Source organism: Devosia sp. 67-54, from assembly GCF_001899075.1.
In the GTDB taxonomy this organism is placed as follows: domain Bacteria; phylum Pseudomonadota; class Alphaproteobacteria; order Rhizobiales; family Devosiaceae; genus Devosia_A.
This window is the reverse complement of sequence record NZ_MKVA01000003.1, coordinates 344,930-368,718: the sequence shown is the minus strand read 5'-3', so window position 1 is coordinate 368,718 and position 23,789 is coordinate 344,930. Positions and strand designations below refer to the sequence as shown.

The 23,789-nt window shown below is 68.4% G+C and carries 36 protein-coding genes; 10 read left to right on the top strand and 26 right to left on the bottom strand.

The genetic code is table 11. The annotated features are described in order from the left end of the window. The 3 genes from BGO82_RS04510 to BGO82_RS04500 are packed head-to-tail and all read right to left on the bottom strand — an operon-like array spanning position 1 to position 1,026. The gene (locus BGO82_RS04510; protein ID WP_291304356.1) at positions 1 to 534 is read right to left on the bottom strand and encodes a phage tail tape measure protein; all 534 of its coding nucleotides are present in this window, start codon (positions 532 to 534) and stop codon (positions 1 to 3) included. Next, on the bottom strand, positions 524 to 715 hold the full coding sequence (locus BGO82_RS04505) for a rcc01693 family protein (RefSeq protein WP_291304355.1): 192 nt from the start codon (positions 713 to 715) through the stop codon (positions 524 to 526). Before BGO82_RS04505 ends, BGO82_RS04510 begins: the two co-directional genes overlap by 11 nt. After that, positions 712 to 1,026 carry a gene transfer agent family protein gene (locus BGO82_RS04500; RefSeq protein ID WP_291304354.1) on the bottom strand — a complete coding sequence of 105 codons (315 nt, stop codon included), beginning with the start codon at positions 1,024 to 1,026 and terminating at the stop codon, positions 712 to 714. The genes BGO82_RS04505 and BGO82_RS04500 overlap by 4 nt, the downstream gene beginning before the upstream one ends. Before the next feature lie 65 nt (positions 1,027 to 1,091). Between BGO82_RS04500 and BGO82_RS04495 the strand changes: the two genes are divergently transcribed. Both BGO82_RS04495 and BGO82_RS04490 read left to right on the top strand, forming a co-directional pair. After that, complete coding sequence (locus tag BGO82_RS04495; protein WP_291304353.1) at positions 1,092 to 1,376, top strand: ribbon-helix-helix protein, CopG family; 285 nt, start codon at positions 1,092 to 1,094, stop codon at positions 1,374 to 1,376. 5 nt (positions 1,377 to 1,381) lie between these two features. After that, positions 1,382 to 1,666 carry a type II toxin-antitoxin system RelE/ParE family toxin gene (locus BGO82_RS04490; RefSeq protein WP_291304352.1) on the top strand — a complete coding sequence of 95 codons (285 nt, stop codon included), beginning with the start codon at positions 1,382 to 1,384 and terminating at the stop codon, positions 1,664 to 1,666. Here the strand turns inward: BGO82_RS04490 and BGO82_RS04485 are convergent, their stop codons facing one another. The 16 genes from BGO82_RS04485 to BGO82_RS04410 all read right to left on the bottom strand — a co-directional run bounded on the left by BGO82_RS04485 (position 1,667) and on the right by BGO82_RS04410 (position 10,813). Next, on the bottom strand, positions 1,667 to 2,080 hold the full coding sequence (locus BGO82_RS04485; protein WP_291304351.1) for a phage major tail protein, TP901-1 family: 414 nt from the start codon (positions 2,078 to 2,080) through the stop codon (positions 1,667 to 1,669). Positions 2,081 to 2,155: 75 nt separating this feature from the next. Continuing rightward, complete coding sequence (locus BGO82_RS04480) at positions 2,156 to 2,539, bottom strand: DUF3168 domain-containing protein (protein WP_291304350.1); 384 nt, start codon at positions 2,537 to 2,539, stop codon at positions 2,156 to 2,158. Beyond that, positions 2,536 to 2,877 (bottom strand): phage head closure protein, encoded by a 342-nt coding sequence (locus BGO82_RS04475; RefSeq protein WP_291304349.1) that lies wholly within the window; start codon positions 2,875 to 2,877, stop codon positions 2,536 to 2,538. The genes BGO82_RS04480 and BGO82_RS04475 overlap by 4 nt, the downstream gene beginning before the upstream one ends. Next, positions 2,874 to 3,347 (bottom strand): head-tail connector protein, encoded by a 474-nt coding sequence (locus BGO82_RS04470; RefSeq protein WP_291304348.1) that lies wholly within the window; start codon positions 3,345 to 3,347, stop codon positions 2,874 to 2,876. The genes BGO82_RS04475 and BGO82_RS04470 overlap by 4 nt, the downstream gene beginning before the upstream one ends. 212 nt (positions 3,348 to 3,559) lie before the next feature. Continuing rightward, complete coding sequence (locus tag BGO82_RS04465) at positions 3,560 to 4,798, bottom strand: phage major capsid protein (RefSeq protein ID WP_291304347.1); 1,239 nt, start codon at positions 4,796 to 4,798, stop codon at positions 3,560 to 3,562. A gap of 8 nt (positions 4,799 to 4,806) precedes the next feature. Further along, complete coding sequence (locus tag BGO82_RS04460) at positions 4,807 to 5,304, bottom strand: HK97 family phage prohead protease (RefSeq protein WP_291304346.1); 498 nt, start codon at positions 5,302 to 5,304, stop codon at positions 4,807 to 4,809. After that, positions 5,304 to 5,435, bottom strand: a complete 132-nt coding sequence (locus BGO82_RS04455; protein WP_291304345.1) for a hypothetical protein — start codon at positions 5,433 to 5,435, stop codon at positions 5,304 to 5,306. Before BGO82_RS04455 ends, BGO82_RS04460 begins: the two co-directional genes overlap by 1 nt. A gap of 5 nt (positions 5,436 to 5,440) precedes the next feature. Beyond that, entirely contained in the window at positions 5,441 to 5,629 is a 189-nt protein-coding gene (locus BGO82_RS04450) for a hypothetical protein (RefSeq protein ID WP_291304344.1), read from the bottom strand. A 70-nt stretch (positions 5,630 to 5,699) separates the two neighbouring features. Beyond that, on the bottom strand, positions 5,700 to 5,966 hold the full coding sequence (locus BGO82_RS04445; protein WP_291304343.1) for a hypothetical protein: 267 nt from the start codon (positions 5,964 to 5,966) through the stop codon (positions 5,700 to 5,702). A 142-nt stretch (positions 5,967 to 6,108) separates the two neighbouring features. Then, positions 6,109 to 6,504, bottom strand: a complete 396-nt coding sequence (locus BGO82_RS04440; RefSeq protein ID WP_291304342.1) for a hypothetical protein — start codon at positions 6,502 to 6,504, stop codon at positions 6,109 to 6,111. Beyond that, positions 6,501 to 6,905 carry a hypothetical protein gene (locus BGO82_RS04435; protein WP_291304341.1) on the bottom strand — a complete coding sequence of 135 codons (405 nt, stop codon included), beginning with the start codon at positions 6,903 to 6,905 and terminating at the stop codon, positions 6,501 to 6,503. The genes BGO82_RS04440 and BGO82_RS04435 overlap by 4 nt, the downstream gene beginning before the upstream one ends. After that, positions 6,905 to 8,062: a phage portal protein gene (locus BGO82_RS04430; protein WP_291304340.1), complete on the bottom strand. Its 1,158-nt coding sequence runs from the start codon at positions 8,060 to 8,062 to the stop codon at positions 6,905 to 6,907. The genes BGO82_RS04435 and BGO82_RS04430 overlap by 1 nt, the downstream gene beginning before the upstream one ends. A 33-nt stretch (positions 8,063 to 8,095) precedes the next feature. Beyond that, positions 8,096 to 8,431: a hypothetical protein gene (locus BGO82_RS04425; RefSeq protein WP_291304339.1), complete on the bottom strand. Its 336-nt coding sequence runs from the start codon at positions 8,429 to 8,431 to the stop codon at positions 8,096 to 8,098. Further along, the gene (locus tag BGO82_RS04420; protein ID WP_291304338.1) at positions 8,428 to 8,733 is read right to left on the bottom strand and encodes a hypothetical protein; all 306 of its coding nucleotides are present in this window, start codon (positions 8,731 to 8,733) and stop codon (positions 8,428 to 8,430) included. Before BGO82_RS04420 ends, BGO82_RS04425 begins: the two co-directional genes overlap by 4 nt. A 402-nt stretch (positions 8,734 to 9,135) precedes the next feature. Continuing rightward, entirely contained in the window at positions 9,136 to 10,374 is a 1,239-nt protein-coding gene (locus BGO82_RS04415) for a terminase family protein (protein WP_291304337.1), read from the bottom strand. Continuing rightward, entirely contained in the window at positions 10,364 to 10,813 is a 450-nt protein-coding gene (locus BGO82_RS04410) for a hypothetical protein (protein WP_291304336.1), read from the bottom strand. Before BGO82_RS04410 ends, BGO82_RS04415 begins: the two co-directional genes overlap by 11 nt. A gap of 268 nt (positions 10,814 to 11,081) precedes the next feature. Here BGO82_RS04410 and BGO82_RS04405 point away from each other — a divergent pair, with 268 nt between their 5' ends. Then, positions 11,082 to 11,549 (top strand): AprI/Inh family metalloprotease inhibitor, encoded by a 468-nt coding sequence (locus tag BGO82_RS04405; RefSeq protein WP_291304335.1) that lies wholly within the window; start codon positions 11,082 to 11,084, stop codon positions 11,547 to 11,549. 4 nt (positions 11,550 to 11,553) lie between these two features. Here the strand turns inward: BGO82_RS04405 and BGO82_RS04400 are convergent, their stop codons facing one another. Further along, the gene (locus BGO82_RS04400) at positions 11,554 to 12,003 is read right to left on the bottom strand and encodes a YcgN family cysteine cluster protein (protein ID WP_291304442.1); all 450 of its coding nucleotides are present in this window, start codon (positions 12,001 to 12,003) and stop codon (positions 11,554 to 11,556) included. Positions 12,004 to 12,165: 162 nt separating this feature from the next. Between BGO82_RS04400 and BGO82_RS04395 the strand changes: the two genes are divergently transcribed. Genes BGO82_RS04395 through BGO82_RS04385 form a run of 3 tightly spaced genes read left to right on the top strand, consistent with a single transcriptional unit; the run spans position 12,166 to position 15,452 of the window. Further along, entirely contained in the window at positions 12,166 to 14,328 is a 2,163-nt protein-coding gene (locus tag BGO82_RS04395) for a PBP1A family penicillin-binding protein (RefSeq protein ID WP_291304334.1), read from the top strand. A gap of 3 nt (positions 14,329 to 14,331) precedes the next feature. Continuing rightward, positions 14,332 to 14,904, top strand: a complete 573-nt coding sequence (locus BGO82_RS04390; protein WP_291304333.1) for a DUF1214 domain-containing protein — start codon at positions 14,332 to 14,334, stop codon at positions 14,902 to 14,904. Continuing rightward, entirely contained in the window at positions 14,904 to 15,452 is a 549-nt protein-coding gene (locus tag BGO82_RS04385) for a hypothetical protein (RefSeq protein WP_291304332.1), read from the top strand. Before BGO82_RS04390 ends, BGO82_RS04385 begins: the two co-directional genes overlap by 1 nt. 10 nt (positions 15,453 to 15,462) lie before the next feature. On the opposite strand, the gene BGO82_RS04380 is transcribed toward BGO82_RS04385, so the two are convergent. Both BGO82_RS04380 and BGO82_RS04375 read right to left on the bottom strand, forming a co-directional pair. After that, a complete protein-coding gene (locus tag BGO82_RS04380) occupies positions 15,463 to 16,245 on the bottom strand; it encodes a hypothetical protein (protein WP_291304331.1) in 783 nt (260 codons plus the stop codon). A 22-nt stretch (positions 16,246 to 16,267) separates the two neighbouring features. Then, positions 16,268 to 16,438 carry a hypothetical protein gene (locus BGO82_RS04375; RefSeq protein ID WP_291304330.1) on the bottom strand — a complete coding sequence of 57 codons (171 nt, stop codon included), beginning with the start codon at positions 16,436 to 16,438 and terminating at the stop codon, positions 16,268 to 16,270. Between the two features lie 167 nt (positions 16,439 to 16,605). Between BGO82_RS04375 and BGO82_RS04370 the strand changes: the two genes are divergently transcribed. Further along, complete coding sequence (locus tag BGO82_RS04370; RefSeq protein WP_291304329.1) at positions 16,606 to 17,751, top strand: DUF2336 domain-containing protein; 1,146 nt, start codon at positions 16,606 to 16,608, stop codon at positions 17,749 to 17,751. On the opposite strand, the gene BGO82_RS04365 is transcribed toward BGO82_RS04370, so the two are convergent. From BGO82_RS04365 to BGO82_RS04350, 4 genes are all read right to left on the bottom strand, one after another. Further along, positions 17,735 to 18,082: a YciI family protein gene (locus BGO82_RS04365; protein WP_291304328.1), complete on the bottom strand. Its 348-nt coding sequence runs from the start codon at positions 18,080 to 18,082 to the stop codon at positions 17,735 to 17,737. The two genes, BGO82_RS04370 and BGO82_RS04365, sit on opposite strands and share 17 nt — an antisense overlap. Positions 18,083 to 18,208: 126 nt before the next feature. Beyond that, positions 18,209 to 18,544 (bottom strand): DUF1491 family protein, encoded by a 336-nt coding sequence (locus BGO82_RS04360; protein WP_291304327.1) that lies wholly within the window; start codon positions 18,542 to 18,544, stop codon positions 18,209 to 18,211. Positions 18,545 to 18,588: 44 nt separating this feature from the next. Continuing rightward, positions 18,589 to 19,659 (bottom strand): peptidoglycan-binding domain-containing protein, encoded by a 1,071-nt coding sequence (locus BGO82_RS04355; RefSeq protein WP_291304326.1) that lies wholly within the window; start codon positions 19,657 to 19,659, stop codon positions 18,589 to 18,591. After that, complete coding sequence (locus BGO82_RS04350) at positions 19,656 to 21,470, bottom strand: PAS domain-containing sensor histidine kinase (protein ID WP_291304325.1); 1,815 nt, start codon at positions 21,468 to 21,470, stop codon at positions 19,656 to 19,658. Before BGO82_RS04350 ends, BGO82_RS04355 begins: the two co-directional genes overlap by 4 nt. Before the next feature lie 327 nt (positions 21,471 to 21,797). Between BGO82_RS04350 and BGO82_RS04345 the strand changes: the two genes are divergently transcribed. The 3 genes from BGO82_RS04345 to BGO82_RS04335 all read left to right on the top strand — a co-directional run bounded on the left by BGO82_RS04345 (position 21,798) and on the right by BGO82_RS04335 (position 23,784). Beyond that, positions 21,798 to 22,100 carry a hypothetical protein gene (locus tag BGO82_RS04345; protein WP_291304324.1) on the top strand — a complete coding sequence of 101 codons (303 nt, stop codon included), beginning with the start codon at positions 21,798 to 21,800 and terminating at the stop codon, positions 22,098 to 22,100. Positions 22,101 to 22,331: 231 nt separating this feature from the next. Continuing rightward, positions 22,332 to 23,051, top strand: a complete 720-nt coding sequence (locus BGO82_RS04340) for a LuxR family transcriptional regulator (protein ID WP_291304323.1) — start codon at positions 22,332 to 22,334, stop codon at positions 23,049 to 23,051. 67 nt (positions 23,052 to 23,118) lie between these two features. Further along, positions 23,119 to 23,784, top strand: coding sequence for an acyl-homoserine-lactone synthase (locus BGO82_RS04335; protein ID WP_291304322.1), 666 nt, complete (start codon positions 23,119 to 23,121; stop codon positions 23,782 to 23,784). The last annotated feature ends 5 nt before the right edge of the window (positions 23,785 to 23,789 follow it).

Here is a 23,789-nt window from a genome sequence, read left to right as displayed (position 1 = left end):
TCAGCTCGCCCGCGTGCCGCGCTTCACGGCGCGCAGCAGCATGGCCGAGATCTCGGCCTCGCTCGCCGCAAAGCTGCGGGCATCCGTCGCCGTCACGTTGAACGTCACGTTCACGCCGCCCCCGCCGCCGGCGATGCCGAGCCGGCCGTCGCTGCCGCGGCGCAGCGGCACGATCGCCTCCGGTCCCGCCTCGCCCGCCAGCGCCATGCCGCCTTGCGTCGGAAAATAGCTCGGCGCCGCGATCACGCCGCCCTTGGCGAACCTGGTGACCGCCGGATCGGTCGCGGTGAACAGCCCTTCGAGCGCGGTCGACACCAGCGTGCCCACCGGCTTCAGCGCCGCCTTCAGCGCGAGATCGGCGAACGCCCTGGCGACGTCGCCCAGCACGGCCTTCAGCGACTTGCCGTCCATCACCGCGCCGCGCAGCGCCGTGCTCAGCGAGCGTCCGACGCCGGCCGCCAGATCGCCCACGCGCCGGAGCTCGGCATTCACGTCGCCCAGCTCGCGCACAAAGTCATGCGGATCATCGTCCATCGGGGAACCGCTCCATCATCTGCTTGAGCCGGTCGCGATCCGGCGCACCCGGCCGCGCGCCGCTCAGCGCCTCGAAGGCCGCCGCCAGCTCGCGCGGCGTCAGCCCCCAGAACTCCTTGCTCGACAGCCGCAGCACGCCGAAGCCGAGCCGCATCGCCGCGCTCCACGGAAAGGCGTTCATGCCGCTTCCCCGAAGGTGGCGCGCAGCAACCGTACGGCGATCTCCGCCGCGCCCTTCAGCCCACCCTCCACCGCCATCTGCGCCAGATCGTCGTCGGTGATGGCGTTGCCGCCGCCGCGCAGCCCGGCGCCGAGGATCGCCGTCAAATCGCGCGCCGACACCCGCCCGCCGGCAAAGCGCTCGCCCAGCCCGCTCAGATCGCCCGCCCCGAGCCGTGCCTCCAGCTCCGCCACCGCCCCCAGCGTCAGGCACAGCACCCGCTCCTCCCCGCCGATCACGGCGCTGATCTCGCCACGCTGCATATTGGCCATGTGTTCACCTGTGTTCGTTTGTGTTAGGATGTGTACAATTGCTGCTGCAGCACCGGAGGACGGCCATGGCCGAAACCACCACGATCACCGTGCGGGTGTCGCTCGACACCAAGGAAAAACTCGATCGCCTGGCCGGGATGACGGGGCGGAGCCGCTCCTATCTCGTCGCCGACGCGCTCGGCGCCTATGTCGCGGAAGAGATCGAAATCGTCGAAGGCATCCTTGAAGGCATAAAAGATGCCGACGAGGGCCGCGTCTTCACCAGCGAGCAGGTGAAGGCCCATATCGACGCGCTTTTCGAGATCCACCGGAGCGATGACCGCACCCACAAGAAAGTCGCCGCCCGATGAGGTCGGTGCGTTGGTCCAATCGGGCCGACAAATCCCTCGCCTCGATCTTCCTCTATCTTGCCAGGCGGAACCCCGAAGCCGCGCACGCGGTCACGCATCGAATCGTCGAGGCCGGCGACGCCCTTGGCCAACATTCCACAGGACGGCCGGGCCGGTTGCCGCACACCTACGTCAAGTCGCTGACCGACATCAGCTATATCCTCAGCTATCGGATCGAGGGCCGCGGCGCGGCGGAAACCATCGTCATCCTCGATGTGCTGCACAGCCGGCGCGGACGCCTGCCCGGATGATCAGCTCGCCGTAAAGCTCAGTTCCCCCGCGCTCTCGAGCGCCATCTCGAACGTCACCTCGCCGGCGTGGTCGGCGGAAAACTCCAGCGCGGTGATCTGGAACGGCCCCTGCACCACGCCGAAATCGGGCAGCACCAGCTGCCAGCTCCGCAGGGTGCCGGCAAAGAACAGCTCGCGGATCGCCGCATCCGACGCCTGGTCCTTGAAGATGCCGCTGCCGCTCAGTGCGGCGCGCCTGATGCCGCCGCCGGCCAGCAGTTCGCGCCAGCGCCCGGCGCTTTCGGTGTCGGTCACGTCGATCGACGCGGCGTTGAACGCCAGCGCCCGCGTGCGCAGCCCCGCCACCGTGAGAAAGCTGCCCGACCCGGTCTGGTCGAGCTTCAACAGCATGTCCTTGCCACTCTGGGCCGCCATGTCACAATTCCTTCATTGATGATGCAGTCAGGTCCCTTCTCCCGCTTGCGGGGGAAGGTGGCGCCAACTGCACATTCAGCTGTCTTGTTCCGTATAGAACGTCATGCTCACCGCCGCCCGCGCGCGCCCCGTCACGGCGTCGATCGCGGTGTCGGTGCGGTCGTGCCGCCTGAGCGTCACGCGCAGATCGCCGTCGAGCGCCGCCTCCAGCGCCGCGTCCACTGCGCTCCCCGCCAGCGCCACCACGGCTTTGCGGCTCGCGCCCTCCGCCCACACATGCAGCAGCAGCCGGTGCTCGTAGCCGGGCGCGGCGTCGCCGTCGCGCGGCAGCACATCGTGGCGGCCGATCACGACATAGGGCGGCACCGAGCCGGCCGGCGGCGCGTCGAACGCCGCGAGGCCGGCCTCGCGCCAGGCCGCGACCAGGCCCGCCTGCAGCACAACCAGGGGATGCGTCATCCGGTCACCACCCGCTCGCTGCACTGGCAGCTCAGATAGGCGCGGCGGCCGTTGAGGTCGCTCGCCGCCAGCACCTCGAGGTCGGTGCCGCGATAGGCGATGCGGTCGCCCGGCCTGAGGTCGGAGCGGAACCGCAGCACCACCGCATGCGTCAGCGTCTGTCCGCGGCCGTCGGCCTCCATCGCGGCGCGCGCGCCCAGCCGGCGCACCCGTGGCCACACCGTCGCCAGCGGCGAGAACAATGCGACCTCGCCGCCCTCGTCCTCGTCGGTCGTGGTGCGGCGCTTGAGCACGACGCGGTCGGTCAGCGTGCCGAGCGGCGGAATGGTCTCGCTCACAGCCGCACCCGCTTGTAGCCCGCCAGCAGCCGGTCGAAGCCGAGCGGCGGCGCGGTCAGCGCGTCGCGGTGTTCGTACCAATACGCCACCAGCGTCAGCACCGCCTGCCTGAGGTCGGCCGGCACGTCGGCGGCGGCGCCATAGCCGGCGGTATAGTCGATGCTGAGCGCGTCGACGGGCTCGGCCAGCAGCACCGCATCGCCCTGTAGCACCGCGCCGTCGGGCGCGACGAGCAGCGACGCCACCGGGAGCACCGGCAGCGCCACCAGGCGCGGCGCGCAATTGAGTGTCAGGCGCCAGGTCTGCGTCACCAGCGCGCGGCCGGTAAGGCTCTCGACCTGCAGCCGCGCCGCGACGATCAGCGCCGCGACCAGCGCATCCTCGTCGCTGCCGTCGATGCGGCAGAACGCCTTGGCCTCGGCCAGCGCCACCGGCTCCTCGCCGGGTCCGGCGATGAGGGTTGAAGTCATGATCGTCTCCGGGGGTCGAAAGAACAAGTGAATGGTGAATGGTGAATGGTGAGTGGTGAACCGTCGGCGTTGGAACAGCGTCCTACCCGAGAGACGCCCCTCCATTCACCATTCACCATTCACCATTCACCATTCACCATTCACCATTCACCATTCACCTCATTGCCCGGCGCGCCCGAGGGAGGGGCAGGCGCGCCGGGCCTCGGCGACGGCTAGGCCGTGCCGAATTTCAGCAGCTTGATGGCGTCGTAGTCCTGCACGCCGCCGCCGACGCGCTTGGTGGTGTAGAACAGCACATAGGGCTTGGCGCTGTAGGGGTCGCGCAGCACGTTGACGCCGGCGCGGTCCACCACCAGATAGCCGCGGCGGAAATCGCCGAAGGCGATGGACAGCGAGTTGGCGGCGATGTCGGGCATGTCCTCGGCCTCCACCAGCGGGAAGCCCATCAGCGTCGCCTTGCCGTCGGCGGTTGCCGCCGGCTGCCACAGATAATTGCCGGCGTCGTCCTTGAGCTTGCGCAGCACGCCTTGCGTCTTGCGGTTCATCACGAAGCTCGCATTCTGCCGGTAGCCCGCCTTCAGCGCATAGACCAGGTCGATCAGCACGTCCGACTGGTCGCTCGCCGGCAGCGCGCCGCTCACCCCGGTGGTGACGTAGCCGAGCTTGCCCCAGGCCCAGCTCGCCTCGGCCACCGTGGTCTCGGCGAGAAAGCCCTTGGGCTTGTTGGTGCCGTTGCCGGAAACGAAGGCCGTGCCCTCCTGCTGCGCGAACGCCGCATTCACCTCTTCGGCGATCCACTGGCCGACATCGACGGCCACGTCGTCGAGGAACTGCGCGGTGGCCGCCGGCATGGCGTAGAGCTCGGCCGTCGGAAAGTTCAGCGCATCGATGGTCTGGCTGTCGGTCTGCGGCCGGCTCGCGGTCTCGGCCACCCAGCCGGTCGCAAGGCCGGCGGTGGTCACCGGTTTCTTGTAGGTCGCGCTCGACACCTTGCGCACGCTGGCGAGCGAGCGGATCGGCGAGATCGCCGTCATCAGCCGGGTGATCTCGGTATCGGTCTCGACCGGCACCAGATAGCCGCCATCGGCATTGCTGCCCACCGACAGCGCCTTCTCCTCGCCGCGCTTCACATAGGCGGCGAAGGCATCCTTGTACTCGTCGCCGGCGCCGGCCCCGCCGGCGGGCCCGCCGGCCTCGAGCCGCGGCCGCGCCCGCTCCAGATTGGCGCGGTCGATGGCCGCCTTGGCGCCGTCGAGCGCCTGGTTCAGGCGGCCGAGCTTGTCCTCGGTCAGCGCATCGGCCGCGCCGCGGCGCTCGAGCTCGCCCAGGCGCCCCTCATTGGTGCGCTTGTACTCTTCGAACGCGCCCATCAGCTCGGCGACCAGCGCCTCGGTGTCGGCGCCGCCGCCGGTGCCGGCCTTGTTCTCAAGGCCGCTTGCAAGATCAGTCATCGGGATCCTCAATGTTTGAACACGGAAATGGCCGCCTCGAGCGACCGGTCGAGGCGCGCCTTGCGGCCGCCCGCTGTGCCCGGCGCAATCCGGGCGCGATCCATCATCGGAAAGGTGACGATGGAGATTTCCCACAAATCGATCTCCCACAGCCGGCGATGGCCGCTGCGAGGATCGCGCGTGGATTTGACGGTGCGAAAGCCGATCGACAGGCCGTCCACCGCCCCCTTGGCGATCAGCCGGCGCAGCGCGTCGGCGCGCGGCACCTCGCCGACCAGCCGGCCCTCGACCCACAGGCCGAAGCCGTCCTCGGCCACCTTGTCCCAGGTGCCGACCGGCTCCTTGGGGTCGTGCTGGAACAGCATTTTGACGCGGTGCCGGCCGCGCAGGCCGAGGCTCTTGCGGAAGGCGCCGGGCATGACGATGTCGCCGCCGTCGTCGACCTCGCCGAAGACGCTGGCATAGCCGGCAAAGCGGCCCTCGGCATCGATGGGGATGGGCTGCATCAGCGCTTCTCCCCGGCCGGACGCGCCGGCCGGCGTTGCGGCCGCGGCCGGGTCTTGGGCGCGACGAGGCTGCCGGCGAGGTTCCAGGCAAACTGCCTGAACACCTCGACCGCCTGGGTCTTGGTGGGCATGGGAGTCAGTCCTTGCGGTTGAACAATCGGTTGAGCGCGGCGATTTCCTTGACGAAATCCTCGAAGCGCCGGTTGGCCGCGGCGAGCTCGCGCAGCGTCCACACCAAGAGGCCGCTCGCCCCCGACGCCCACAAAAACAGCGCCAGATGCGCCAGGTCGCCGCGCTCGGCGATGGTGCGTGTCAGATCATCCATGTGTGGGGTCGAGCACGACTGTGCCCGCTCTCTTGGGTGTTATGATGCCGCCCCGCGACGGCGGCCTGCGTCAGTGCTTCACCAGCGCCAGAAGCAGCTTCGCAGTCTGCGCGGCGCGTTGCTCGTCACCCCGCAGCCCCATGCGATCTCTCTCAACGGCAAGCAGGTGGCTCGCCAGGGCCGCCTCGCTCACGTCCGCGGCAAGCATCCGGGCAATGGCCGGCGCGTAAGCATCATACTCATCCTGCGCCCGCGGCTCGTCGGCAATGCCGATAGGATCCCACGTCTTCAACAGGATGGGGCGCACGCGCCGCGTCAGAGCCGTCAGGTCGCTCATCTCGGTCACTCTGAGCTAGTCGCCCGGCAACGGCCGGGCCTTGTAGAACGCCTCCTTGCCGAGCAGCAGGTCGATCTCGGCCTTGCTCAATCGCCGGCGTCACACGAAGCACTTCATGTCGCGATCCGGACGTCTATCCGACTTACCGTTCCGGCAACAAATGCGCACGAAAGAAATCGCCCGAGGTGAGAAGGAGATCGATTTCAGCTTTGCTCAACACGAAGTCTGGATGCGCCTTGCCTGTCCGCATCTTGTGGTCGAGCCCGATGGCAATCTCGTGCCGGCTGGCAGGAAGAGCGGCGGTGGAGACGATCCTGCAGCTTCCGCCGCTTGGAATCGACTTGGTCTCTCCGTCGGCACGATCGAATCTAGCCGATGTTTGGGATGTAATGTGCCGCGCGAAAATGCTGTCATCGCTCACGTCGTAGACAAGCAGAAGCTTTTCATTTCCGGCTCCGGAGAGTCCGTAGATGACGTCGCCGATCCTGACCGCGCCAAGAGCGCGCTGTCTCGCTGATGTCATGTCAATCTCGCTCATTCCCCGATGGTTTTGTCGAAACCCTTGAGGGTGCTCAGTTGTTCATCGGCAGGTAACGCCTGAATACCCAGTTCCTTGATCGCGCAATCCCAACAGTATCGCTTGCCCTTGATGTGTATCCACCCCGAGGTGCCAAATGATCCACCACTTTGACATGACGTTCCTTGGCAGCGCGGGGCGCGGGATCGCACCGCCGCAACATGAACTCTGTCAGTTGTGACATGGCCAAGGTCCCTGATCCACTGTCCGCCTTCAGGTATTCCCCGCGGCGCGCGTGGTTGGTCCTCGCGATAGCGCAACTCGGTAGCAATCCGGCGCATTTGCAGGAACGCCAGATGGCCGAGCAGATCGAGAGTCGCGCTCCTGATCTCCGCCGTAAGCCGATCGACCCCGCCCCGCATCATCCCTTCCCTACCCCCAGCATCTCCCGCTTTTCAGCATCCGTCAGGAACGGCGCGCCGCCGATGCGGGCCCAGCGGCTCGCCTGGTCTTCGGCCAGCGCCTCGATGCCGTCGAAATCCGGCTCCAGAGTCACGCTTCCGCCGAAAGCCGGCGCCAGCCAGAAGCTCAGATCGTCGGTGACGCGCCGCACCAGCGGCACGATGGTGTGGCGCCACAGCGTGCGGTTGGCCTCGGCCATGTTGGCATAGGTGTTGTCGCCGGGGATGCCGAGCAGCATCGGCGGCACGCCGAAGGCGAGCGCGATCTCGCGCGCCGCCACGTGCTTGGCCTCGACGAAATCCATGTCGCGCGGCGAGATGCCGATGGCCTTCCAGTCGAGCCCGCCTTCCAGCACCATCGGCCGGCCGGCATTGGCGGCGCCCTGGAACGCCGTTTCCAGCTCCTCCTTCAGCCGCGTGAACTGGTCCTCCGTCAGTTGCCCGGTGCCGGCCGAATAGACCAGCGCGCCGGACGGCCGCGCCGAATTGTCGAGCAGCGCCTTGTTCCAGCGCGCCGCGGCATTGTGCAGGTCGAGGCTCTGCTGCGCCGCCGCCAGCGGCGCCAGCCCGTAATGGTCGTCGAGCGGATGAAACAGCGCCAGGTGCAGCACGCTCGAAACCGGCGCCGTATCCTGCCGCAGGGTCTGGGTGCGGCCGCCCGAGGTGTACGCATAGGCCTCGGGCCAGCCATCGGCGCCCGCCACCACCTGCATACGGTCGGGCCGCAAACAGAACAGCCCCTTCACCTCGCCGTCGGCGATCGCCGCGTTGAGGTAGGCGTTCCCCGCCGTCTGCAGATAGGCATACACCGCCTCGAGCAGCTCGCTGCCCGACTGGTGCGGGTTGGGCCGGCGCAGCAGCTTGAGCAGCGGATGCTGCGTCAGCCGCTTGCCGTCCTCGACCGCGACCAGCGGCACGCGATTGGCCGCCTCGGCGATCAGCCGCACGCAGCGATGCACCACGGGGTTGCGGGCGAACCCCTCCTGCGCCAGCGCCGGAAAGCTCCGCCGCGTCCAGTCGGGATCGCCGAGCTCGCGCAGCGACATCAGCACCCGCGCCGACTTGCTTTCGGGCGTGACGGATCGGCCGCCGGCAAGGCGGGTGAACAGATTGGGCATCGATATCTCCGGTGAAATGACCCGCGCCCCGCCTCAGCGGGCGGCCGGTCCGATCGAAAGTGTGTAGCCGCTCGCCCGGTCGAGCACGTAAGTCTCGTCAGGCCGCCACACGAATTTCGGCATGAACCGGAACGGCGTCCCATCGGGCAGATGCGCCAGCAGCCACCCATCGCCGAAGATGCGGTCGACGACGTAATCTATGGTGTAACCGGGCGCGAAGTCGGCGACCGTCGTGCCATCCGCATTGGTGAAGCTCGACATAAAATGCAGGGCAATCACCTCGCCCAGCCGCGGCCAATGCCGACGCTTCTCCAGCCGAAAGATTGCAGCCGCCCGCGGTGTTGTGACGATGTTGTCGACAGTCCTCACCGCACCACGATGTCCGTGCCGTCGAAGTCGATCAGCCGCCGCCCAGAGGCCGCATCCGCCGGCTTTGGCGAAAATGCCGGCAGGCCGACGCGAGCATCGGCAATCGCGACGAACCCTTGCTCGGCAATGTCGGCACGCTTGGCGATTCCGAGCTCATATCGGGGCGGTACAGCATGACGCCCGCCGCCGGCCTCGCGCAGTTCGCCGCCCAGGCTCCAGATCAGGATCGGGCAATACGGAAAATCCGGCTCCCCGACATTGGCCACATATTGCGCGACACCCTTGCTGACGAGAGCCGCCACGCTGTCGCTGATCGTCCATCTCTCACTCATAACGCCCCCTGTCGGCTCGGTAGTTTATACGCCCGTTGGGACAGTCGTTTCCCGGCTCCCAAATCGCAAAGACGTGCCCCGTCGCGAGGTCCCGATAAAAACACAATGTTCGGTCGCGACCTCGGTCATATTCCTGACGGACAAGCGGACCAGAGAATGTAACCCTGCCCGAGCTTGCAGCAACATGAGATACTGATGAGCCTGAACCACCATCATATGTCCACTGGCCACCTTCCGGCGTCCCCGCAGGTAAGCGCGGCTGGTCAGGTCGATATCGTCGCTCCAGCGCGTGCAGCGCCATTTCAAAGCGCATCTGCGCCGTTGCCGCATCCACACGTCACGTCAGCGTTCTGATCGTCTCTTCTCCACCCATCACATCCCCCGCACCCGCGGTCCGTCCCGCAGCATCAGCTCCGTCACCGCCCACACCAGCGCGTCGACGCGGTCAGGCGAATGGCCGCCGCTCGTCCCGTCCACCCCGAACGCACACATCTCGTCCTCGAGCGCGGTGAGGCCCGGCGCGTGCAGCACCCGGCCCTGCGCGTAGAGCGCCGCCACCGGCTCGGCGCGCAGCCATTTGCCGCGCGTCGCGTGCACCATGCGCACCGGCACGTTGGCGTCCACCTGCGCCAGCACGGCCTTGACCATCTCGCCGCCCTGGTTGGTCTCGGCGACGATGCAGTCGGCCTTGGCGGAGTCGCACAGCGCCACGGCGCGCCGCGCCCACGCCAATGGCGCCGCCGGTTGCAGCGTCCGGTCGGCGAGGACCACGGCGCCGTCGCCCACCCGCCCCGCCAGCACGATGCCGCAGGCGTCGGCGCCGGCGCCGCTGGTCGTGGGCGGGTCGACCGCCACCACCTTGCGGCCCACCACGCCGCCGGTGAACGGCCGGAACATGTCGCGCGTCCACAGCGCCCCCGGCAGATCCTCGATCAGCTCGCCCTCGAGCTCCTGCCGGCCGAGCAGCGTGCCGCGATAGCGCGCCACCACGGCGCCGAGGAAGCTCTGCGCCAGGTGTTTGCGGTTCTCCGCCGTCGTCATCCGCGTCACCACGGTGTGCGGATCGGCGAGCAGCCGCTTCAGCAGTTTCGTCGGTCGCGGCGTGGTGGTCGCCATCTGCCGCGGCCGGTCGCCGAGCCGCAGCCCGAACTGCAGCATGTCCCAGGCCGCCTCGGCGTCGGGCCATTTGCCGATCTCGTCGCTCCACGCCGCGGCGAATTGCGGCCCGCGGAAGCGCTCGGGATCGGCGGCGCCGAGGATCATGCCCTCGACGCCGTTGGGCCAGTGGAGCGCCGCTCCAGATAGCTTCGGCCGCTCGTCGGGCGGCGTCACCGCCATGAGCCCGCTCGGTCCCCTGACCATCACCGCGATCGCCTCGGTGATGGTTTCCCCCACCAGCGCGATCGGCCCGGTGCCGGCGGCGGCGAGCCCGCGCACCCATTCGGCTCCGGCCCGGGTCTTGCCCGAGCCGCGCCCACCCATGAGCAGCCAGGTGACCCAGTCGCCGGCCGGCGGCAGTTGCGACGGCCGGGCCCAGAGCGGCCAGTCGAGGGCAAGCGCCTCGATCTCGTCGTCGCTCAGCGCCTCGAGCGCGGACGCATCAAGCTTCATTCAGTTCGGCGATCCGCTCGGCAATCCGGCTGCGCAGCTCGGCGACCTTGGCCGAGGGCTTGCTGCGCCGCCGGTTGCGGCTGGCCTCGACCTCCTTGATTTCGATCAGCCGGTCGAGTGTCGCGACCAGTTTGCTCAGCATGCCCACCTGCACGCTGTTGGTGTCCGTCATGGTGCTCTCCAAATCGCGCATCTGCGCATCCAGCGCGGCAAACATCCGCATGATCAGGTCATTGGGGTCGATGCGGTGCGGGGCGCGGGGCGTCCAGCCGTGCTGCACCACGAGCCGGTGGATGGTCGACGCGCTCACCCGGTGCTTGATGGCCACCTGGACCACGGTGAGCGTATCGCCCTCGTAGTCGGGGCGTATCGCCTCGTGATCGATCTCCCCGCGCCGCAGGAACCGCCCATTCGCGCCACGGAGCCTGTAGGTCGCCACGTCGATCCATCCTTATGCGCGACCACACGTCGACGTTCCCCTCACGGGGAGACATCCGTCGATCGTGCTGTGTGAAACTGGTGTGCCGCCGCCGGGGGCCGGAGCCCCGGGCCCATTTCTGCGACCGTAGCTGAACTATACGCCCGGTGCGTCACACCGTGGATATCTTTTCTGCAAAAAGGCCGCAAAGCGCTGCAAAGACTGGCGCTTGCGGCGCAGGCCGCGTGTCGCCTAGACTCGGTTTCAGGCGCAGTTTGAGGAGAATCGCATGGCCGGATTCGCTTGGCGCGGCGCGCTCGCCGCAATTGCGCTGCTGGCGCTGGCCGCCGGCCCGGCGGCAGCGGCCGACAGCTCGTCGTCGGCGGCCTCGGACGAGCAGTCGACCGTCCCCGAGGAGCTGCAGTCCATGGTCGGCGATTTCGTGCTGGCGCAGGAAGACGAAACGCTGCCCACCTGCCCGATCCGCTTCACCGACCAGCAGGCCATCGGCGGCTGGGCGGTCGAGATGCCCGCGCCCTGCCCGGCGCCCTACCCCTCGGCCGACCAGATCGCGGCATGGAACGTCGACGAATCGGACGGCTCGGTGCTGCTGATGGACGCCACCCGCAAGGTGGTCATGCGGCTGTTCGAGGACGAAGACGGCTTGTTCGACACCGATCCCAATGTCGAGCCGCGCTTCTACCTCCTCGCCCCCTATGACGAGGACGGCTCGGGCGGCGAGGCCGACAGCGACTGAGCCGCTACTCCTTCGGCTCCCATTCCGGCCACTCGGCGATGTGGTCCTCCCACGTCCCGGGCTTCACCTCGGTCTCGGCGACGGTGCGCCCGCGCACCGAAATGCCGGCCTCGACCACCGTCCGCGGATCGCCCGACACCAGCGGGTGCCACCAGGCGAGGCCGCGGCCCTCGGCCAGCCGGCGATAGGCGCAGCTCCTGGGGATCCACTCGATGGTTCGCACGTTCTCGGGCGTCAGCTTGATGCAGTCGGGCACGACCTCGTGCCGGTTGGGGTAGTCCGAGCAGCGGCAGGAGCGGCCGTCGAGCAGCTTGCAGCGCACGTCCGAGCGGTAGAGCTCGCCGGTGTCCTCATCCTCGAGCTTCATCAGGCAGCACCGCCCGCAGCCGTCGCAGAGCGCTTCCCACTCCGTCTCGGTCATCTCCTCGAGCGTCTTGTCGTCCCAGAAGGCCATGGCGCCGATATAGAGCGTTTCCGGCGCGATTGCACGGTGGCGTGCCGGGTCCGGGCTCATTCCTCGCCGGCCGCGGCAGGCGCGCCGAACCGCCCTATATTCGCCGCGCTCGCAATGCGTTATCCTCGGGCGATTTCAGCGTCTTGAGCCAGAGCTGCCCCGTTGCAGGACCCATTTTACCACAAGGAGAAACGGCGCAAGACGTCGCGGGCGCTCGATGCCGACGCCTGGCTCGACTCGGCGCTGTACGAATTCTGGCAGGCGCTGGGCCGCGGCTACCGCCACATCGAGGATTTTTTCGCCAATTTCCGGGTGCGCGGCGTGCGCCGCTTCTTCGTCGAGATCTTCTCCGACGGCGCCACCTTCCTCGCCATCGGCTCGGTGCTGATGCTGGCGCTGGCGCTGCCCGCCTTCCAGGCGGTGCAGACCGGCAGCTTCAACAAGCCCGAGGACATCTCGGTCACCTTCCTCGACCGCTACGGCAACGAGATCGGCCGGCGCGGCATCCGCTCCGACGATTCCTACCCGCTCGACAAGCTGCCCGACTATTTCGTCAAGGCGGCGATCTCGACCGAGGACCGGCGCTTCTACGACCATTTCGGCGTCGACATCGTCGGCACGCTGCGCGCCCTGGTCAACAACGCCCAGGGCGACAACGGCACGCAGGGCGGCTCGTCGATCACCCAGCAGCTCGCCAAGAATCTGTTCCTTTCCCCGGAGCGCACCGTCGAGCGCAAGATCAAGGAAGCCTTCCTCGCCGTCTGGCTGGAGTGGCACTATTCCAAGGACGACATCCTCAAGCTCTACTTCGACCGCGCCTATATGGGCGGCGGCAATTTCGGCGCCGCGGCGGCGGCCGAGTATTATTTCGGCAAGAAGATCACCGACGTGAACCTGGCCGAGGCGGCGATGCTGGCCGGGCTGTTCAAGGCGCCGACCAAATACGCCCCCACCGTCGACCTCGCGGCCGCCCGCGCCCGCGCCAACCTCGTCCTCTCCAACATGGTCGATGCCGGCTACATGACCGAGGGCCAGGTCGCCGCGGCGCGGCGCAGCCCGGCGACGCCGATCGACCACACGGCCGAGATCAACTCGCCCAATTATTTCCTCGACTGGGCCTTCGACCGCGCCAAGCAGATCATCGCCGACTCCAAGACCACCGCCAACAGCTTCGTCGTGCGCACCACGATCGATCCGGTGCTGCAATCCTACGCCGAGGACGCCGTCACCTCGGTGATGCGCGACAATGGCGAGCGCTACAACGCCTCGCAGGCGGCGATGGTGGTCACCGAGCCCAACGGGCCGGTGCGCGCCATGGTCGGCGGCATGGATTACGGCAAGAGCCAGTTCAACCGCGCCGTGGCGGCGCTGCGCCAGCCCGGCTCGTCGTTCAAGGCGTTCGTCTATGCCCAGGCGTTCGAATCCACCAACATGACGCCAGTCACCCGCATCGACGACCGCTATGTGTGCATCGGCGACTGGTGCCCGCGCAATTACGAGGGCAACCTGTTCGGCAACATCACCCTCACCCAGGCGTTCGAGCATTCGGTCAACACCGCGGCGGTGGCGCTCTCCATCAAGACCGGCCGGCAGCCGATCGCCGACCTCGCGCACAAGATGGGCATCACCTCCGACTTCCCGGTCACCCGCTCGCTGGCGCTGGGCGTCGCCGAAGTCAGCGTCCTCGACATGACTTCGGCCTATTCGGTGTTCGCCTCGGGCGGGTACAAGACGCCGGCCTACGGCATCACCAAGATCACCACGCTGCGCGGCGACACGGTGTTCGACAAGGACGTCAACGCCCCGCGCGAGCGCATCCTCAGCGACAAGACCGTGGGCTACATGGATACGCTGATGCGCGCCGTGGTCACCGGCGGCACCGGCACGCGCGCCGCCGTCGACGGCGTCCCCGCCGTGGGCAAGACCGGCACCACCTCGGACTATCGCGACGCCTGGTTCGTCGGCTTCACCGGCAATTACGTCGCCGCCGTCTGGTACGGTAATGACGACTATCACCAGATGAACAAGATGACCGGCGGCACCCTGCCCGCCATGACCTGGCAGAAATTCATGGCCTATGCGCACACCAATATCGAGGTGAAGCCGATCCCGTTCCTCGACTTCACTCCGCGGCCGTTCGTGGTGCAGGCCAGCACCGACGGCTCGCCCTCGCCGAGCGCGCCGCAGCGCCCGCCGACGCTGAAGCCCGACGCGGCCGCCAAGCTGCTCGACATTGCCGACCAGCTCAACGCCGCGCTGCGCGGCGGCGACGAGCAGAACGTCGCTACACTCGCCGTCACGCCCGCCCCCGCCGGACGCGGCTGATCCTTGCGGTTCCTGCTCAATTTGCTGTTGCTGCTGGTGGTGGCGCTGGCCGTCGGCTTCGGCCTCTCCTGGTACGCGGTGACCGACGGACGGCTGGTCGGCGCGGCGCAGATCGGGCCGTGGACGGCGTGGCCGCGCGCCGGCTCGCCCGACCCCGATCCCTACACCCGGGCGTACCTGGCGCGCAGCGGCGCGCTGCAGCTCGGCCAGGGCGAGGGCATCCGCTTCGTCGCCACCGCCGACAGCGACGGCGTACCGCTCGACCGCAATTGCCGCTACCGCATCGACGGCAGCACCCCCACGGCGACCTTCTGGACCCTCGTGCCCACCGCTCCCGATGGCGCCACCATCGCCCGTCCGGACGGGCCGCCCGGCTTCAACAGCCGCCGCATCGCCCGCGCCAATGACGGCTCGGTGCAGCTCTATGTCAGCAAGACGCTGGCGCCGCTCAACTGGCTCGAAATCACCGGCAGCGGCGCCTTCTGGCTGGTGCTCGACCTCTACGACACCACGCTGTTCTCCGGCGTCGGCTCGAGCGATGCCAGCCTGCCCTCGATCATCCGCGAGGCGTGCTGATGGTGCGCACGCTGCTCTACATGTTCGGCGGCCTGCTGCTCGGCCTCGCCATCCATCTGGTGGTCATCCTGCTGCTGCCGGGCCTCGCCAGCAACACCGTCGGCGTGCAGCTCGCGGCGGTGGGGCAGGTCAACAAGGTGGTGACGCTCGATCCCGTGGCGCCCGGCGGCCCCAATCCGCTGCGGCTCGATCCGGAGCTCGCCTATGCGGTATGCCGGCTCGATCTCAGCAAGGGCCCCGGCGAGCTCACCGGCACGCTGCCGCTCAGCTACTGGTCGGTCTCGGTCTATGACCGCGCCGGAACCGTGCTCTACAGCACCACCAACCGCGACGGCATCGGCCAGACGCTCGACCTCGGCGTGTTCGACGCGGCGCAGACCCGCCTGCTCGCCGAGCAGAAGATCGACGTCGACGCCGGCCTGCTGATCGTCGAGACCAGGACCGACGACATCTTCGTCGTGGTCAAGCTGGAGCCGTCGCAGCCGGCCACCCGCGACCGCTACGCCGCGCAGCTGGGCCGGCTCGCCTGCCGGCCGCTGAAGACCTGAGGCCGGCGGGCTACGAGCCCTTCACCATCGCGTCCGAATGCAGATAGCGCGAGCGCAGCGCCGGCGCGCCGCGATTGTGGCCGCCGGGCAGCGCGCCGTTGCAGAAATCGCCGCGCTGCGCCGCCTCCACATAGACGTCGAGGTCGCTGAGCAGCCCGTTCACCGCCACGGCGTTGTCGTGCGGCGTCTCCACCAGCAGATGGTCGAGCGCGTAATTGTAGGCGCCGTAGCGCGCGCTCACCGCCCGCACGAACCAGTCGATCTGCGCCTGGTTCTCGGCCTGCCGCGCCGCGGCGTCGGCCCGCATCCTGTCCTCGAGCTGCGGCATGCCGTTGGCGGCGATGCCGCGCTGCCGGTCCACCTGCTGCACGGCGCAGATGGCGGCGAACGCCGCCGGCATCAGTGCGATGTCGGCGGTCACGTCGTCGCCCAGCCGCGAATAGCGCACGCGCGACGAGGCGAACGCCGTTCCATGCAGCCAGCGGTAATATCTGTCGGCCGGCGCCGTCTTGCCGCTGATCGGCAGGATGCGGGTGCGCTGCAGCTCCACCGCGGTGTCGCCGAACCAGTCATAGGCATGCGGCGCCACCAGATAGCGCCAGATGCGGTCACGCATCTCGCGTTCCTGGTCGGTGAGGTTGAACGACGACACCGGCTCGCGCGCCGCCATGGCGCGCGCCGTGCCCAGCGCCGGCATCACCCGGTCGTGCAGCGGATCGGTTTCGGCGCGGCCGAAATCGCCCACCGGGCGGGCGCAGCCGGTAAGCGCCGCCGTCAGGACGACGACGGCCATTGCGATTGCGTGACGGCGAAACCTATCCACGTTTGCGCTTGCTGCCGGACGAGGTGCTGGGTTTGGGAGGCGTGGCGTCCTGGCGCTCGTAGCGCACCCCGGTGAAGATCAGGATTTCGGCGCTGGCCGACGGGTCAGGCCGCGGCGCGCCGGGCTCCTTCCCCCGTCCTTCGAATTGCACGAGCTTTCCCACTTCCCACTCCGTCCGGCCGACGAGCCGATGCCCAAATCACAGCGACGCTTCTCCCCAGTGAATTCATTAAGGGATCGTCAAGGTTAACAGTCTGCTAACGAATTGCGGGAAATAGTCGCGCCACACGAATTCGCCCGGCGTTGCCGGGTCTGGCGGGCGCCTTTTCCATGCTTGGCTTTCAACCCTACGAAACCTTCCAGCTCCTGATCGAGACGGGCGGCATCGACCGCACCAACACGCTGCTGATCGCTGCCTGCGACGCCTATGCCCGGCGCGGCCGCGCCACGCAGCAGGAGACCGAGCAGTTCTTCGCGCTGGCGGCGCGGCTGTTCCCGGCCGCCGCCCCGTCGGCCCGGGCCAAGGCCGCGGCGGCGCTCGGCCGGTCGGAGAGCCTGTCGCCCGAGCTCGAAGAGCTGATCGTCACCAATATCGGCGACGACCTCGCCGAGTTCCTGATCAGCGCGCCGAAGCTCTCCGAAGGCACCATGCTCAAGGTGGTCAGCAGCAGCGACGTGGCCAGCGCCTCGGCCATCGCCCGCCGCTCCGACCTCAGCAATGTCGTGCTCGCCCGGCTGTTCCAGATGAACAGCCGCAAGGTCTACCGGGCGCTCGCCACCAACAGCAACATCGCGCCGCGCGGTCCCTATCTCGCGGCCCTCGCCCGCTCGGCGCAGATGGACCACCAGGTCGCCTGGTCGCTGGCGGCGCGTGACGATTTCGACGCGGCGCTGCTCGCCCCCGCCTTCTTCGACCTCAACGAGACCGACCGCATCAAGGTGATCCGCGCCTTCGCCATGCGCGCCACGCCCGCCGCGCCGATCAAGAAGACGCTGGAACAGCTTTCCGTCGCCACCGCCGAGCTCACCCGCGCGCTGATGAAGCTGTTTTCCGAGAATCGCCGGCCCGAGGTCACCCGCCTGCTGCACCAGATCACCGGCCTCGACGAAGTGCGCTGCGGACAGATCGCGCACGACACCTCGGGCGCGGCGCTGTTCGTGGTGCTGCGCGCCTTCGGCTGCAGCGCCTATGACGGGCTCAAGGTCTTGATCCATGCCACCTCGCACGACGAGGACCGCTCCGAGGCGCTGGGCACTTTCTCGAAGCTGTTCGAGGCGGTCAGCGTCGATGCCACCGCCTACCTGATGAGCGCCTGGCGCGGCGAGGTGAATCTGCTCGACCTCGGCAAGCCCGAATACCGCCCCTTCACCGAGACCCGCCGCTCCGCCGCGGCCGCCGCCGCGCAGCAGCCGAGCGAGCAGCTCAACAAGACCATCGAGGCCCTCGCCCGGCTTGGGCTCAGGCAGGCTGGTTGAACGCCCGTACCTCGACCGGGGCGCGGCAGGCGATGGCGGCCTTGCGGCCCCAGGCCAGCGCCTCGTCGCGGCTCGCGACCTCCAGCACCCAGAAGCCTCCGATGTGCTCCTTGGTCTCGAGATAGGGCCCGTCGGTCACCAGCACTCTGCCGTCGGCCGCCCGGCGCACCGACACCGCGCGCGGCGCCGGCTCGAGCCCGCCGACGAACACCCTGACACCCGCCTCCCGCATCTCCACATTGAGCGCCGTGATGTCGCGCCGCATCGCCGCGTCCTCGCGCGCGCCGTCGTAATCGTCGGGGTGATGGATGGCGACCAGATATTGCGTCATGCGTTTCTCCTTGCGCGCGAGGGCTTTCCCCATAGCCGAACGGCAGGGCCCCAATTCGACAGCCCGCCCGAAAAAATTCCCGGCAGCCGCGACTCCTTGGACCAACACCGCTTCGGCGTCGTGCCCCTACCCCGCCGCCAGCGTCACGCCGGGGTCGTCGCCGCGCATTTCGAGCGCCAGCACCCATAGATCCGGGTCGAAATCGGCCTCGCGGGCGATGCGGGCGCGCACCGTTTCGGAGTCGGCATGGTCGAAGCGGCGGACGAACAGCCGGTCCGCGTCGCCGTCGCGCCGCGCCGTCGAGGGCGCCGGGGTGAGCAGCGTCACGGTGCCGTTGAGATGGTCGATCTCGATGAAGATCTGGCCGGCGATGGGGTCGCCCCGGCGCGCGACCACGCAGATGTGGCCGATGTCGTTGTGGCGGCGCACGAAGGCCGAAGCCCAGAGGTCGGAACGAAGCATGCCCCGACCTAGAGCGCGCGCGCCGGGGTGGCAATGGTTTTCCGCTAGATCACGGCGCCGTTCTGCTCCAGCAGCTCGACCAGCTGCTTGGTCACCCGGCCGGTGACGTTGTAGTTGAAATAGACCTCGAAATTGCGGATCGCCTTGGCGGTCGCCTCGCCGGCGGTGCCGTCGACCGGCGCATGCAGGAAGCCGAGGCTGTTGAGGCCGCGCTGCACCGCCGCCACCGTCGCGCGGTCGACCGAGGGATCGACCGGGTCGGCGCCCGCCGGCGTTTCCGGCTGGCTCGGCTGCGCCGCGGGGGCCGGCGTGGGCTGGGTAGCGCGCACGGCAATGGTCTGCACCGTGCGCTTGGGCACCGTGGTGGTGTTGGTTTCGGCCAGCGCCAGGGCCGGCGTCGCCTGCTGCGGCTCCGCCGCCGCGACCTCGATGGCGGTGCGGGCGTCGGACGCGGCGGGCTCGGCCGAGGGCAGCAGCGGCGCCGGCGCCGGCAGCGCCGCGGCAGCCGGAGCCGTCGTCCTGGGCAGCAGCGGCGGCAGATCGGTCTTGGCCACCGCCACGCTGGACGCGACGCCGGGCAGCGGTGCGTCGCGCACCAGCGCCACGGCCTCGCCGTTGAGCTGGCCCGCGGCCGGGCGGCCGACGCTCGTCTCGAAGGCCTTCAGCGCCTTGGAGGTGCGCGGCCCGAAAATGCCGTCGACGCTGCCGGTGAAAAAGCCGAGCGAGGCCAGCTTGGTCTGCAGCGCCGCGACGTCTTCCTTGCCGAAGCTGGGCAGCACGCGCGCCGGCGTCTCGACGCTGCCGGTGGTCTCGTCGCTCACCGGCTCGTCGAGCACGTGCGGGCGCGCGGCCGGCATCACCGGCGCCACCTTCCTGGGCAGCACCGGCGCGGCGGTGTCGAACGAGCCGAACAGCGGCGCCGGGTGGTGATGCGCCTGCTTGTAGAGCGCGTTCGCGCCGGCGAGCGCGGAAAAACCCACCAGCGCCACCAGGGCCGTGTTGCGCAGCGGCTGGCGCATATAGGCGGAAATGGCCCAAAGCGCGGTCCGGCCGGCTGCCGCCGCTACCGCACCGCCCGCCTGCAACGGCAGGCTCGACATCGCTTCGACCGTCATAGCGCTCGTCTTTTTTCTTCGTGCCATTGGGACGTCTGTGCCACCTGGGGCTCGCGCACGAGCGGGGTGACTTCTGCAGTTTCCGCCCTTTTGGTTGCCGGACCGTTTAAGGGCAGCAACACCGTGATCGTGGTGCCCTCGCCGGGGCTCGAAATGGCCTTGAGCGTGCCGTCATGCAGATCGACCAGGCCCTTGACGATCGACAGGCCGAGGCCCGTGCCCTCGTAGCGGCGCGCGAGGCCATCCTGCACCTGGAAGAAAGGCTCGCCGATGCGGCTCACCGCGTCGCTGTCCATGCCGATGCCGCGGTCGGCCACCGAAATGTTGATGAGGCTGCCCTGCCGCTTGATCGACAGCGTCACGACGCCGCGCTCCTGGCTGAACTTGACGGCGTTGGAGAGCAGGTTGATGACGATCTGGCGCACCGCGCGCTCGTCGGCGGTGAGCTGCGGCAGCAGCTTGGGCAGGTCCGAAACGAGCTGCACCTGGCGGGCGCGGGCCATGGTCTCGACCATCTTGAAGCACGGCTCGACCAGCGCGGCGGGATCGAACGCCTCCGTCTGCAGCTCGAACTTGCCGGCCTCGAGCCGGCTCATGTCGAGCAGCATCTTGACCACGTCGAGCAGATGGTGGCCGCTCTGGTGGATGATGCCGGCGTATTCGCGATGCGCCGGCGACAGCTCGCCGACGACGCCGCTGGTCATCATCTCGGAGAAGCCGACGATGGCGTTGAGCGGCGTGCGCAGCTCGTGGCCGATGGTGGCGAGGAAGCGCGATTTGGCGCTCGAGGCGTCCTCGGCGGCGCGGCGCGCCTCGCGCATCTCGATCTCGTGCGCGTGCCGGTCGGTGACGTTGCGCAGCAGCGCCACCACTTCGTGCCGGTCCTCGCTGAGCTGCGGGTCGATCACCGGCGTCATCGAGATCTCGACCCAGATGAATTGCGGGATGCGCGACGGCTCGGCGGGGTCGTCGCGGCGCATGCGCACTTCCACCATGCGCGTGCGGCCGTCGCGGTTGGCGTCGGCGAAGGCGGTCATGTAGGCGGGGCGGTCGAGCACGTGCACGCGCTCGAGCACGCCCGAGCCGCCGAGCTCGTAGCGCTGGCAGCCGAACAGTTTTTCGGCCGAGCGCGAGGTGAACAGCACGCTGCCATCGGCGGAAAACCGCATCACCGCGTCCTGCACGTTCTCCACCAGGTGCCGGTAGGCATTCATCTGCCCGCGCTCATACACCGCAAACGCCGTATTCAACCGGCTCGTGGCATAGGCGACCATCAGGGCGGTGAGGGTGAAGGTGGCAATGGCGATCACGGCGTAGCTGCTGCGGTCGACCGCCGGCCAGCCGGCAAAGCCCAGGCTGCCGATGGCGCCGATGGCGACCACGGCGAGCAGCAGCACCCAGGCGCGCTTCTTGTTGGGCGAGCGCGACAGCAGCGACGCCTGCACCGGGGCCAGCAGCGCCACGGCGACGCCGAAATCCACCACCTGCGGATCGGCCAGCGTCAGCACCAGGCCGATCACCAGCGTCGCATAGACCTGCCCGAAGGCGGCGCGTTCATACTGGCCGCGCCGGTGCAGCGCCAGCGTGGCAAAGCCCGCGGCAAGGCCGATGACGCTCACCACGAACGGCAGCGACATGCCCTGCACCAGGTAGAACAGCGCGGCCGGCGCGGCGAGCACGCTGGCGACGATGATGATGCGGGCGTTGACGGCAATGGTGTCGCGGCGCAGCAGCTCCGGACGGCCGCGGACGGCTTCTCCCTGATCGGCACCGGTCTCCCTGCCGAACAGGGAGGACAAGAGGCTACGCATTACAAAAACCGCTTCCCGGAACGTCCGAAGTCTTGGGACTCACCCTTCCATCGAAGAGCTAAGACGAGCTTAAGGCGCTTGCCCGCTTGAGCCGCCGTGCCCTGATTCCACAGGGCTGATGCATTGCTTTTCGCCCGTAGCGTAAACAATGGATTGACCACATGGCGTCCGCCGGCCCCTGTGCCCGGAGTTCACAGGCGCAATCCCCGCTCCGCCGCTGCGCCGCCGATCGGTGCAATTTTATCGAATTGTCTCGCCGTGCCTTAATGCGGGCGCGCTAGCTTCCTCACGAACGGCAATCGCACTCGCCGTGGAAGGACACCCGAGATGTTCGTTCTGCGTTCGGCATTCTGGCTCACTGTCGGCTTCCTCCTGGTCGCACCGCACGGCACCGATTTCGGCGCCGCCGCGTCCGAGGCCAGGGATCAGGCCATCGCCGCCGGGACCCAGGCGGCCGAGCAGATCATCGTCTCGCAGGTGTTCAACCCGCCGATCGCCAGCGCCGTCGTCTCGAAGCTTTCCTCCTCCGTCCAGTCGACACTCGCTTCCCGGTCGCCTGCTCCCTCCATGCAGGAGCGGGCGTCCCAGCCGTTCGTGTTTCCCATGCCACGGCCGGCTGCCCTGGGCTGAAGTCAGGGGCCGCGTCACTCCCCCGACGCTACTCCACGCCAAGCGTCCCCTGGCTTTTGAGCCGCAAGTCCGCTGCCCCGGACTTGCGGCTTTCTTCTTGGCAGCAGCAGGCCGCCGCGGCTGCGCCCACCCGGTTTGGGGTTGTCCCCGGCGCACCGGCTGGCCATACTGGCCGGCGCAGACCGCCGGCCTCGCGGCCGCTGTCGTTGCTTTCACTCTTGGGGAAGTGAAATGCATGTCGATGAGAAATTCTTCGAGCTGCTCGAGAGCATAAACGCCGCTCCCGACCAGACCTCGATTCTCGAACGGATGCGGGGTGTTGCCGCCGACAACGGCTACAATCACTTCATCATCTCCGGCCTGCCGCCGCGCGGCGTCGGCGTCGAGCCGTTCGTGCTCGCGGCGCACTGGCCCGACAGCTGGTACTCCCGCTATTTCGAGCGCGACTACACGCAGTTCGATCCGGTCGCCCGCAACTGCTTCCGCACCATCCTGCCCTTCTACTGGTCGGAGGCGCAGTACGACCGCAGCGACGACCTCATGGCGCAGCGGGTGATGGACGAGGCCGGCGATTGCGGCCTCAAGGCCGGCTTCTGCGTTCCCATCCACACGCAGGACGGCATGCAGGGATGCGTGTCGTTCGGCGGCGATACCCGCGACCTCGATCCGAACTCGCGCAACGCCATCCACCTCGTCGCCACCTACGCCTTCGCGCGCCTGCGGTCGCTGCGCCGCCCGGCGCGGCTGACGATGCCCAAACTCACCGGCCGCGAGGTCGAGGTGCTGAAATGGATGTCGCACGGCAAGAGCAGCGAGGACATCGCCAATGTCCTCGGGCTCTCGCACCGCACGGTGGAATTCCACTACAACAATGCCAGCCGCAAGCTCGGGACCATGAACCGGACGCACGCGGTGGCCGAAGCGCTGCGCTACAATCTGATCCCCCTGTAAATTTTTACAGGTAGTTTGTCCTCGGTCCTTGTCGTCAGCTTTCTGGGTGTCTCAGGGAGTTGCGGCCATGGACGTACATGTGGTGACGCCGCTCAACGCCTCGCACTATGCCAGCGAGCTCGAGCAGAACTATCGCCTTCGCCATCGGATCTTCGTCGAGCGCATGCATTGGGAAGCGCTACGGCGCGCCGATGGCCGCGAGATCGACCAGTACGATGCGTGCGATGCCACGCATCTGCTGCTGGTTCGGAACGAGCAGGTTGTCGGCGGCCTGCGCTTCAACAGCCTCAGCGGTCCCAATCTGCTGACGGGGCAGTTTTCCCGGATGGTCAGCCGCCGGCTGCCCGACAGCGTGTGGCTCGGTGCGGACTGGACGCGGTTCTACGTCATCGAGCGGCCGCAGCCGCTCGGCCCGTCCAGCGCCGCGGGGGCGCTGTACTGCTCGGCGATGGAATACGCGCTGCTGCAGGGGTGGACCTATCTCACCTTCGTCAGCAAGCCGGCGATGGTCGAAATCCTCGTCTCCATCGGCTGGAGCGTCACGCCGCTGGGCATGCCGGAAGTGATCGAGGGCGATCTCGCGGTCGCCGCCTACATCGCCGTCAGCGAGGAGGCGCTGCTGCGCGCCAGGATGTTCTGCGGCCAGCCGGCGTCGCTGCTGCGCGATCGCAGCGGCGGCGCCGATCTGCCTCAGCGGCACGAGCCCGCGGCCCGCGCAGTGACGGTCCATTAGCCCGG

Coding starts and splice junctions, on each gene's coding strand:
- BGO82_RS04510 (WP_291304356.1), bottom strand. CDS start 534: ATGGACGATGATCCGCATGACTTTGTGCGCGAGCTGGGCGACGTGAAT.
- BGO82_RS04505 (WP_291304355.1), bottom strand. CDS start 715: ATGAACGCCTTTCCGTGGAGCGCGGCGATGCGGCTCGGCTTCGGCGTG.
- BGO82_RS04500 (WP_291304354.1), bottom strand. CDS start 1,026: ATGGCCAATATGCAGCGTGGCGAGATCAGCGCCGTGATCGGCGGGGAG.
- BGO82_RS04495 (WP_291304353.1), top strand. CDS start 1,092: ATGGCCGAAACCACCACGATCACCGTGCGGGTGTCGCTCGACACCAAG.
- BGO82_RS04485 (WP_291304351.1), bottom strand. CDS start 2,080: ATGGCGGCCCAGAGTGGCAAGGACATGCTGTTGAAGCTCGACCAGACC.
- BGO82_RS04480 (WP_291304350.1), bottom strand. CDS start 2,539: ATGACGCATCCCCTGGTTGTGCTGCAGGCGGGCCTGGTCGCGGCCTGG.
- BGO82_RS04470 (WP_291304348.1), bottom strand. CDS start 3,347: ATGACTTCAACCCTCATCGCCGGACCCGGCGAGGAGCCGGTGGCGCTG.
- BGO82_RS04465 (WP_291304347.1), bottom strand. CDS start 4,798: ATGACTGATCTTGCAAGCGGCCTTGAGAACAAGGCCGGCACCGGCGGC.
- BGO82_RS04460 (WP_291304346.1), bottom strand. CDS start 5,304: ATGCAGCCCATCCCCATCGATGCCGAGGGCCGCTTTGCCGGCTATGCC.
- BGO82_RS04455 (WP_291304345.1), bottom strand. CDS start 5,435: ATGCCCACCAAGACCCAGGCGGTCGAGGTGTTCAGGCAGTTTGCCTGG.
- BGO82_RS04450 (WP_291304344.1), bottom strand. CDS start 5,629: ATGGATGATCTGACACGCACCATCGCCGAGCGCGGCGACCTGGCGCAT.
- BGO82_RS04445 (WP_291304343.1), bottom strand. CDS start 5,966: ATGAGCGACCTGACGGCTCTGACGCGGCGCGTGCGCCCCATCCTGTTG.
- BGO82_RS04440 (WP_291304342.1), bottom strand. CDS start 6,504: ATGAGCGAGATTGACATGACATCAGCGAGACAGCGCGCTCTTGGCGCG.
- BGO82_RS04435 (WP_291304341.1), bottom strand. CDS start 6,905: ATGCGGGGCGGGGTCGATCGGCTTACGGCGGAGATCAGGAGCGCGACT.
- BGO82_RS04430 (WP_291304340.1), bottom strand. CDS start 8,062: ATGCCCAATCTGTTCACCCGCCTTGCCGGCGGCCGATCCGTCACGCCC.
- BGO82_RS04415 (WP_291304337.1), bottom strand. CDS start 10,374: ATGAAGCTTGATGCGTCCGCGCTCGAGGCGCTGAGCGACGACGAGATC.
- BGO82_RS04405 (WP_291304335.1), top strand. CDS start 11,082: ATGGCCGGATTCGCTTGGCGCGGCGCGCTCGCCGCAATTGCGCTGCTG.
- BGO82_RS04400 (WP_291304442.1), bottom strand. CDS start 12,003: ATGGCCTTCTGGGACGACAAGACGCTCGAGGAGATGACCGAGACGGAG.
- BGO82_RS04385 (WP_291304332.1), top strand. CDS start 14,904: ATGGTGCGCACGCTGCTCTACATGTTCGGCGGCCTGCTGCTCGGCCTC.
- BGO82_RS04380 (WP_291304331.1), bottom strand. CDS start 16,245: ATGGCCGTCGTCGTCCTGACGGCGGCGCTTACCGGCTGCGCCCGCCCG.
- BGO82_RS04370 (WP_291304329.1), top strand. CDS start 16,606: ATGCTTGGCTTTCAACCCTACGAAACCTTCCAGCTCCTGATCGAGACG.
- BGO82_RS04365 (WP_291304328.1), bottom strand. CDS start 18,082: ATGACGCAATATCTGGTCGCCATCCATCACCCCGACGATTACGACGGC.
- BGO82_RS04360 (WP_291304327.1), bottom strand. CDS start 18,544: ATGCTTCGTTCCGACCTCTGGGCTTCGGCCTTCGTGCGCCGCCACAAC.
- BGO82_RS04355 (WP_291304326.1), bottom strand. CDS start 19,659: ATGACGGTCGAAGCGATGTCGAGCCTGCCGTTGCAGGCGGGCGGTGCG.
- BGO82_RS04350 (WP_291304325.1), bottom strand. CDS start 21,470: ATGCGTAGCCTCTTGTCCTCCCTGTTCGGCAGGGAGACCGGTGCCGAT.
- BGO82_RS04345 (WP_291304324.1), top strand. CDS start 21,798: ATGTTCGTTCTGCGTTCGGCATTCTGGCTCACTGTCGGCTTCCTCCTG.
- BGO82_RS04340 (WP_291304323.1), top strand. CDS start 22,332: ATGCATGTCGATGAGAAATTCTTCGAGCTGCTCGAGAGCATAAACGCC.
- BGO82_RS04335 (WP_291304322.1), top strand. CDS start 23,119: ATGGACGTACATGTGGTGACGCCGCTCAACGCCTCGCACTATGCCAGC.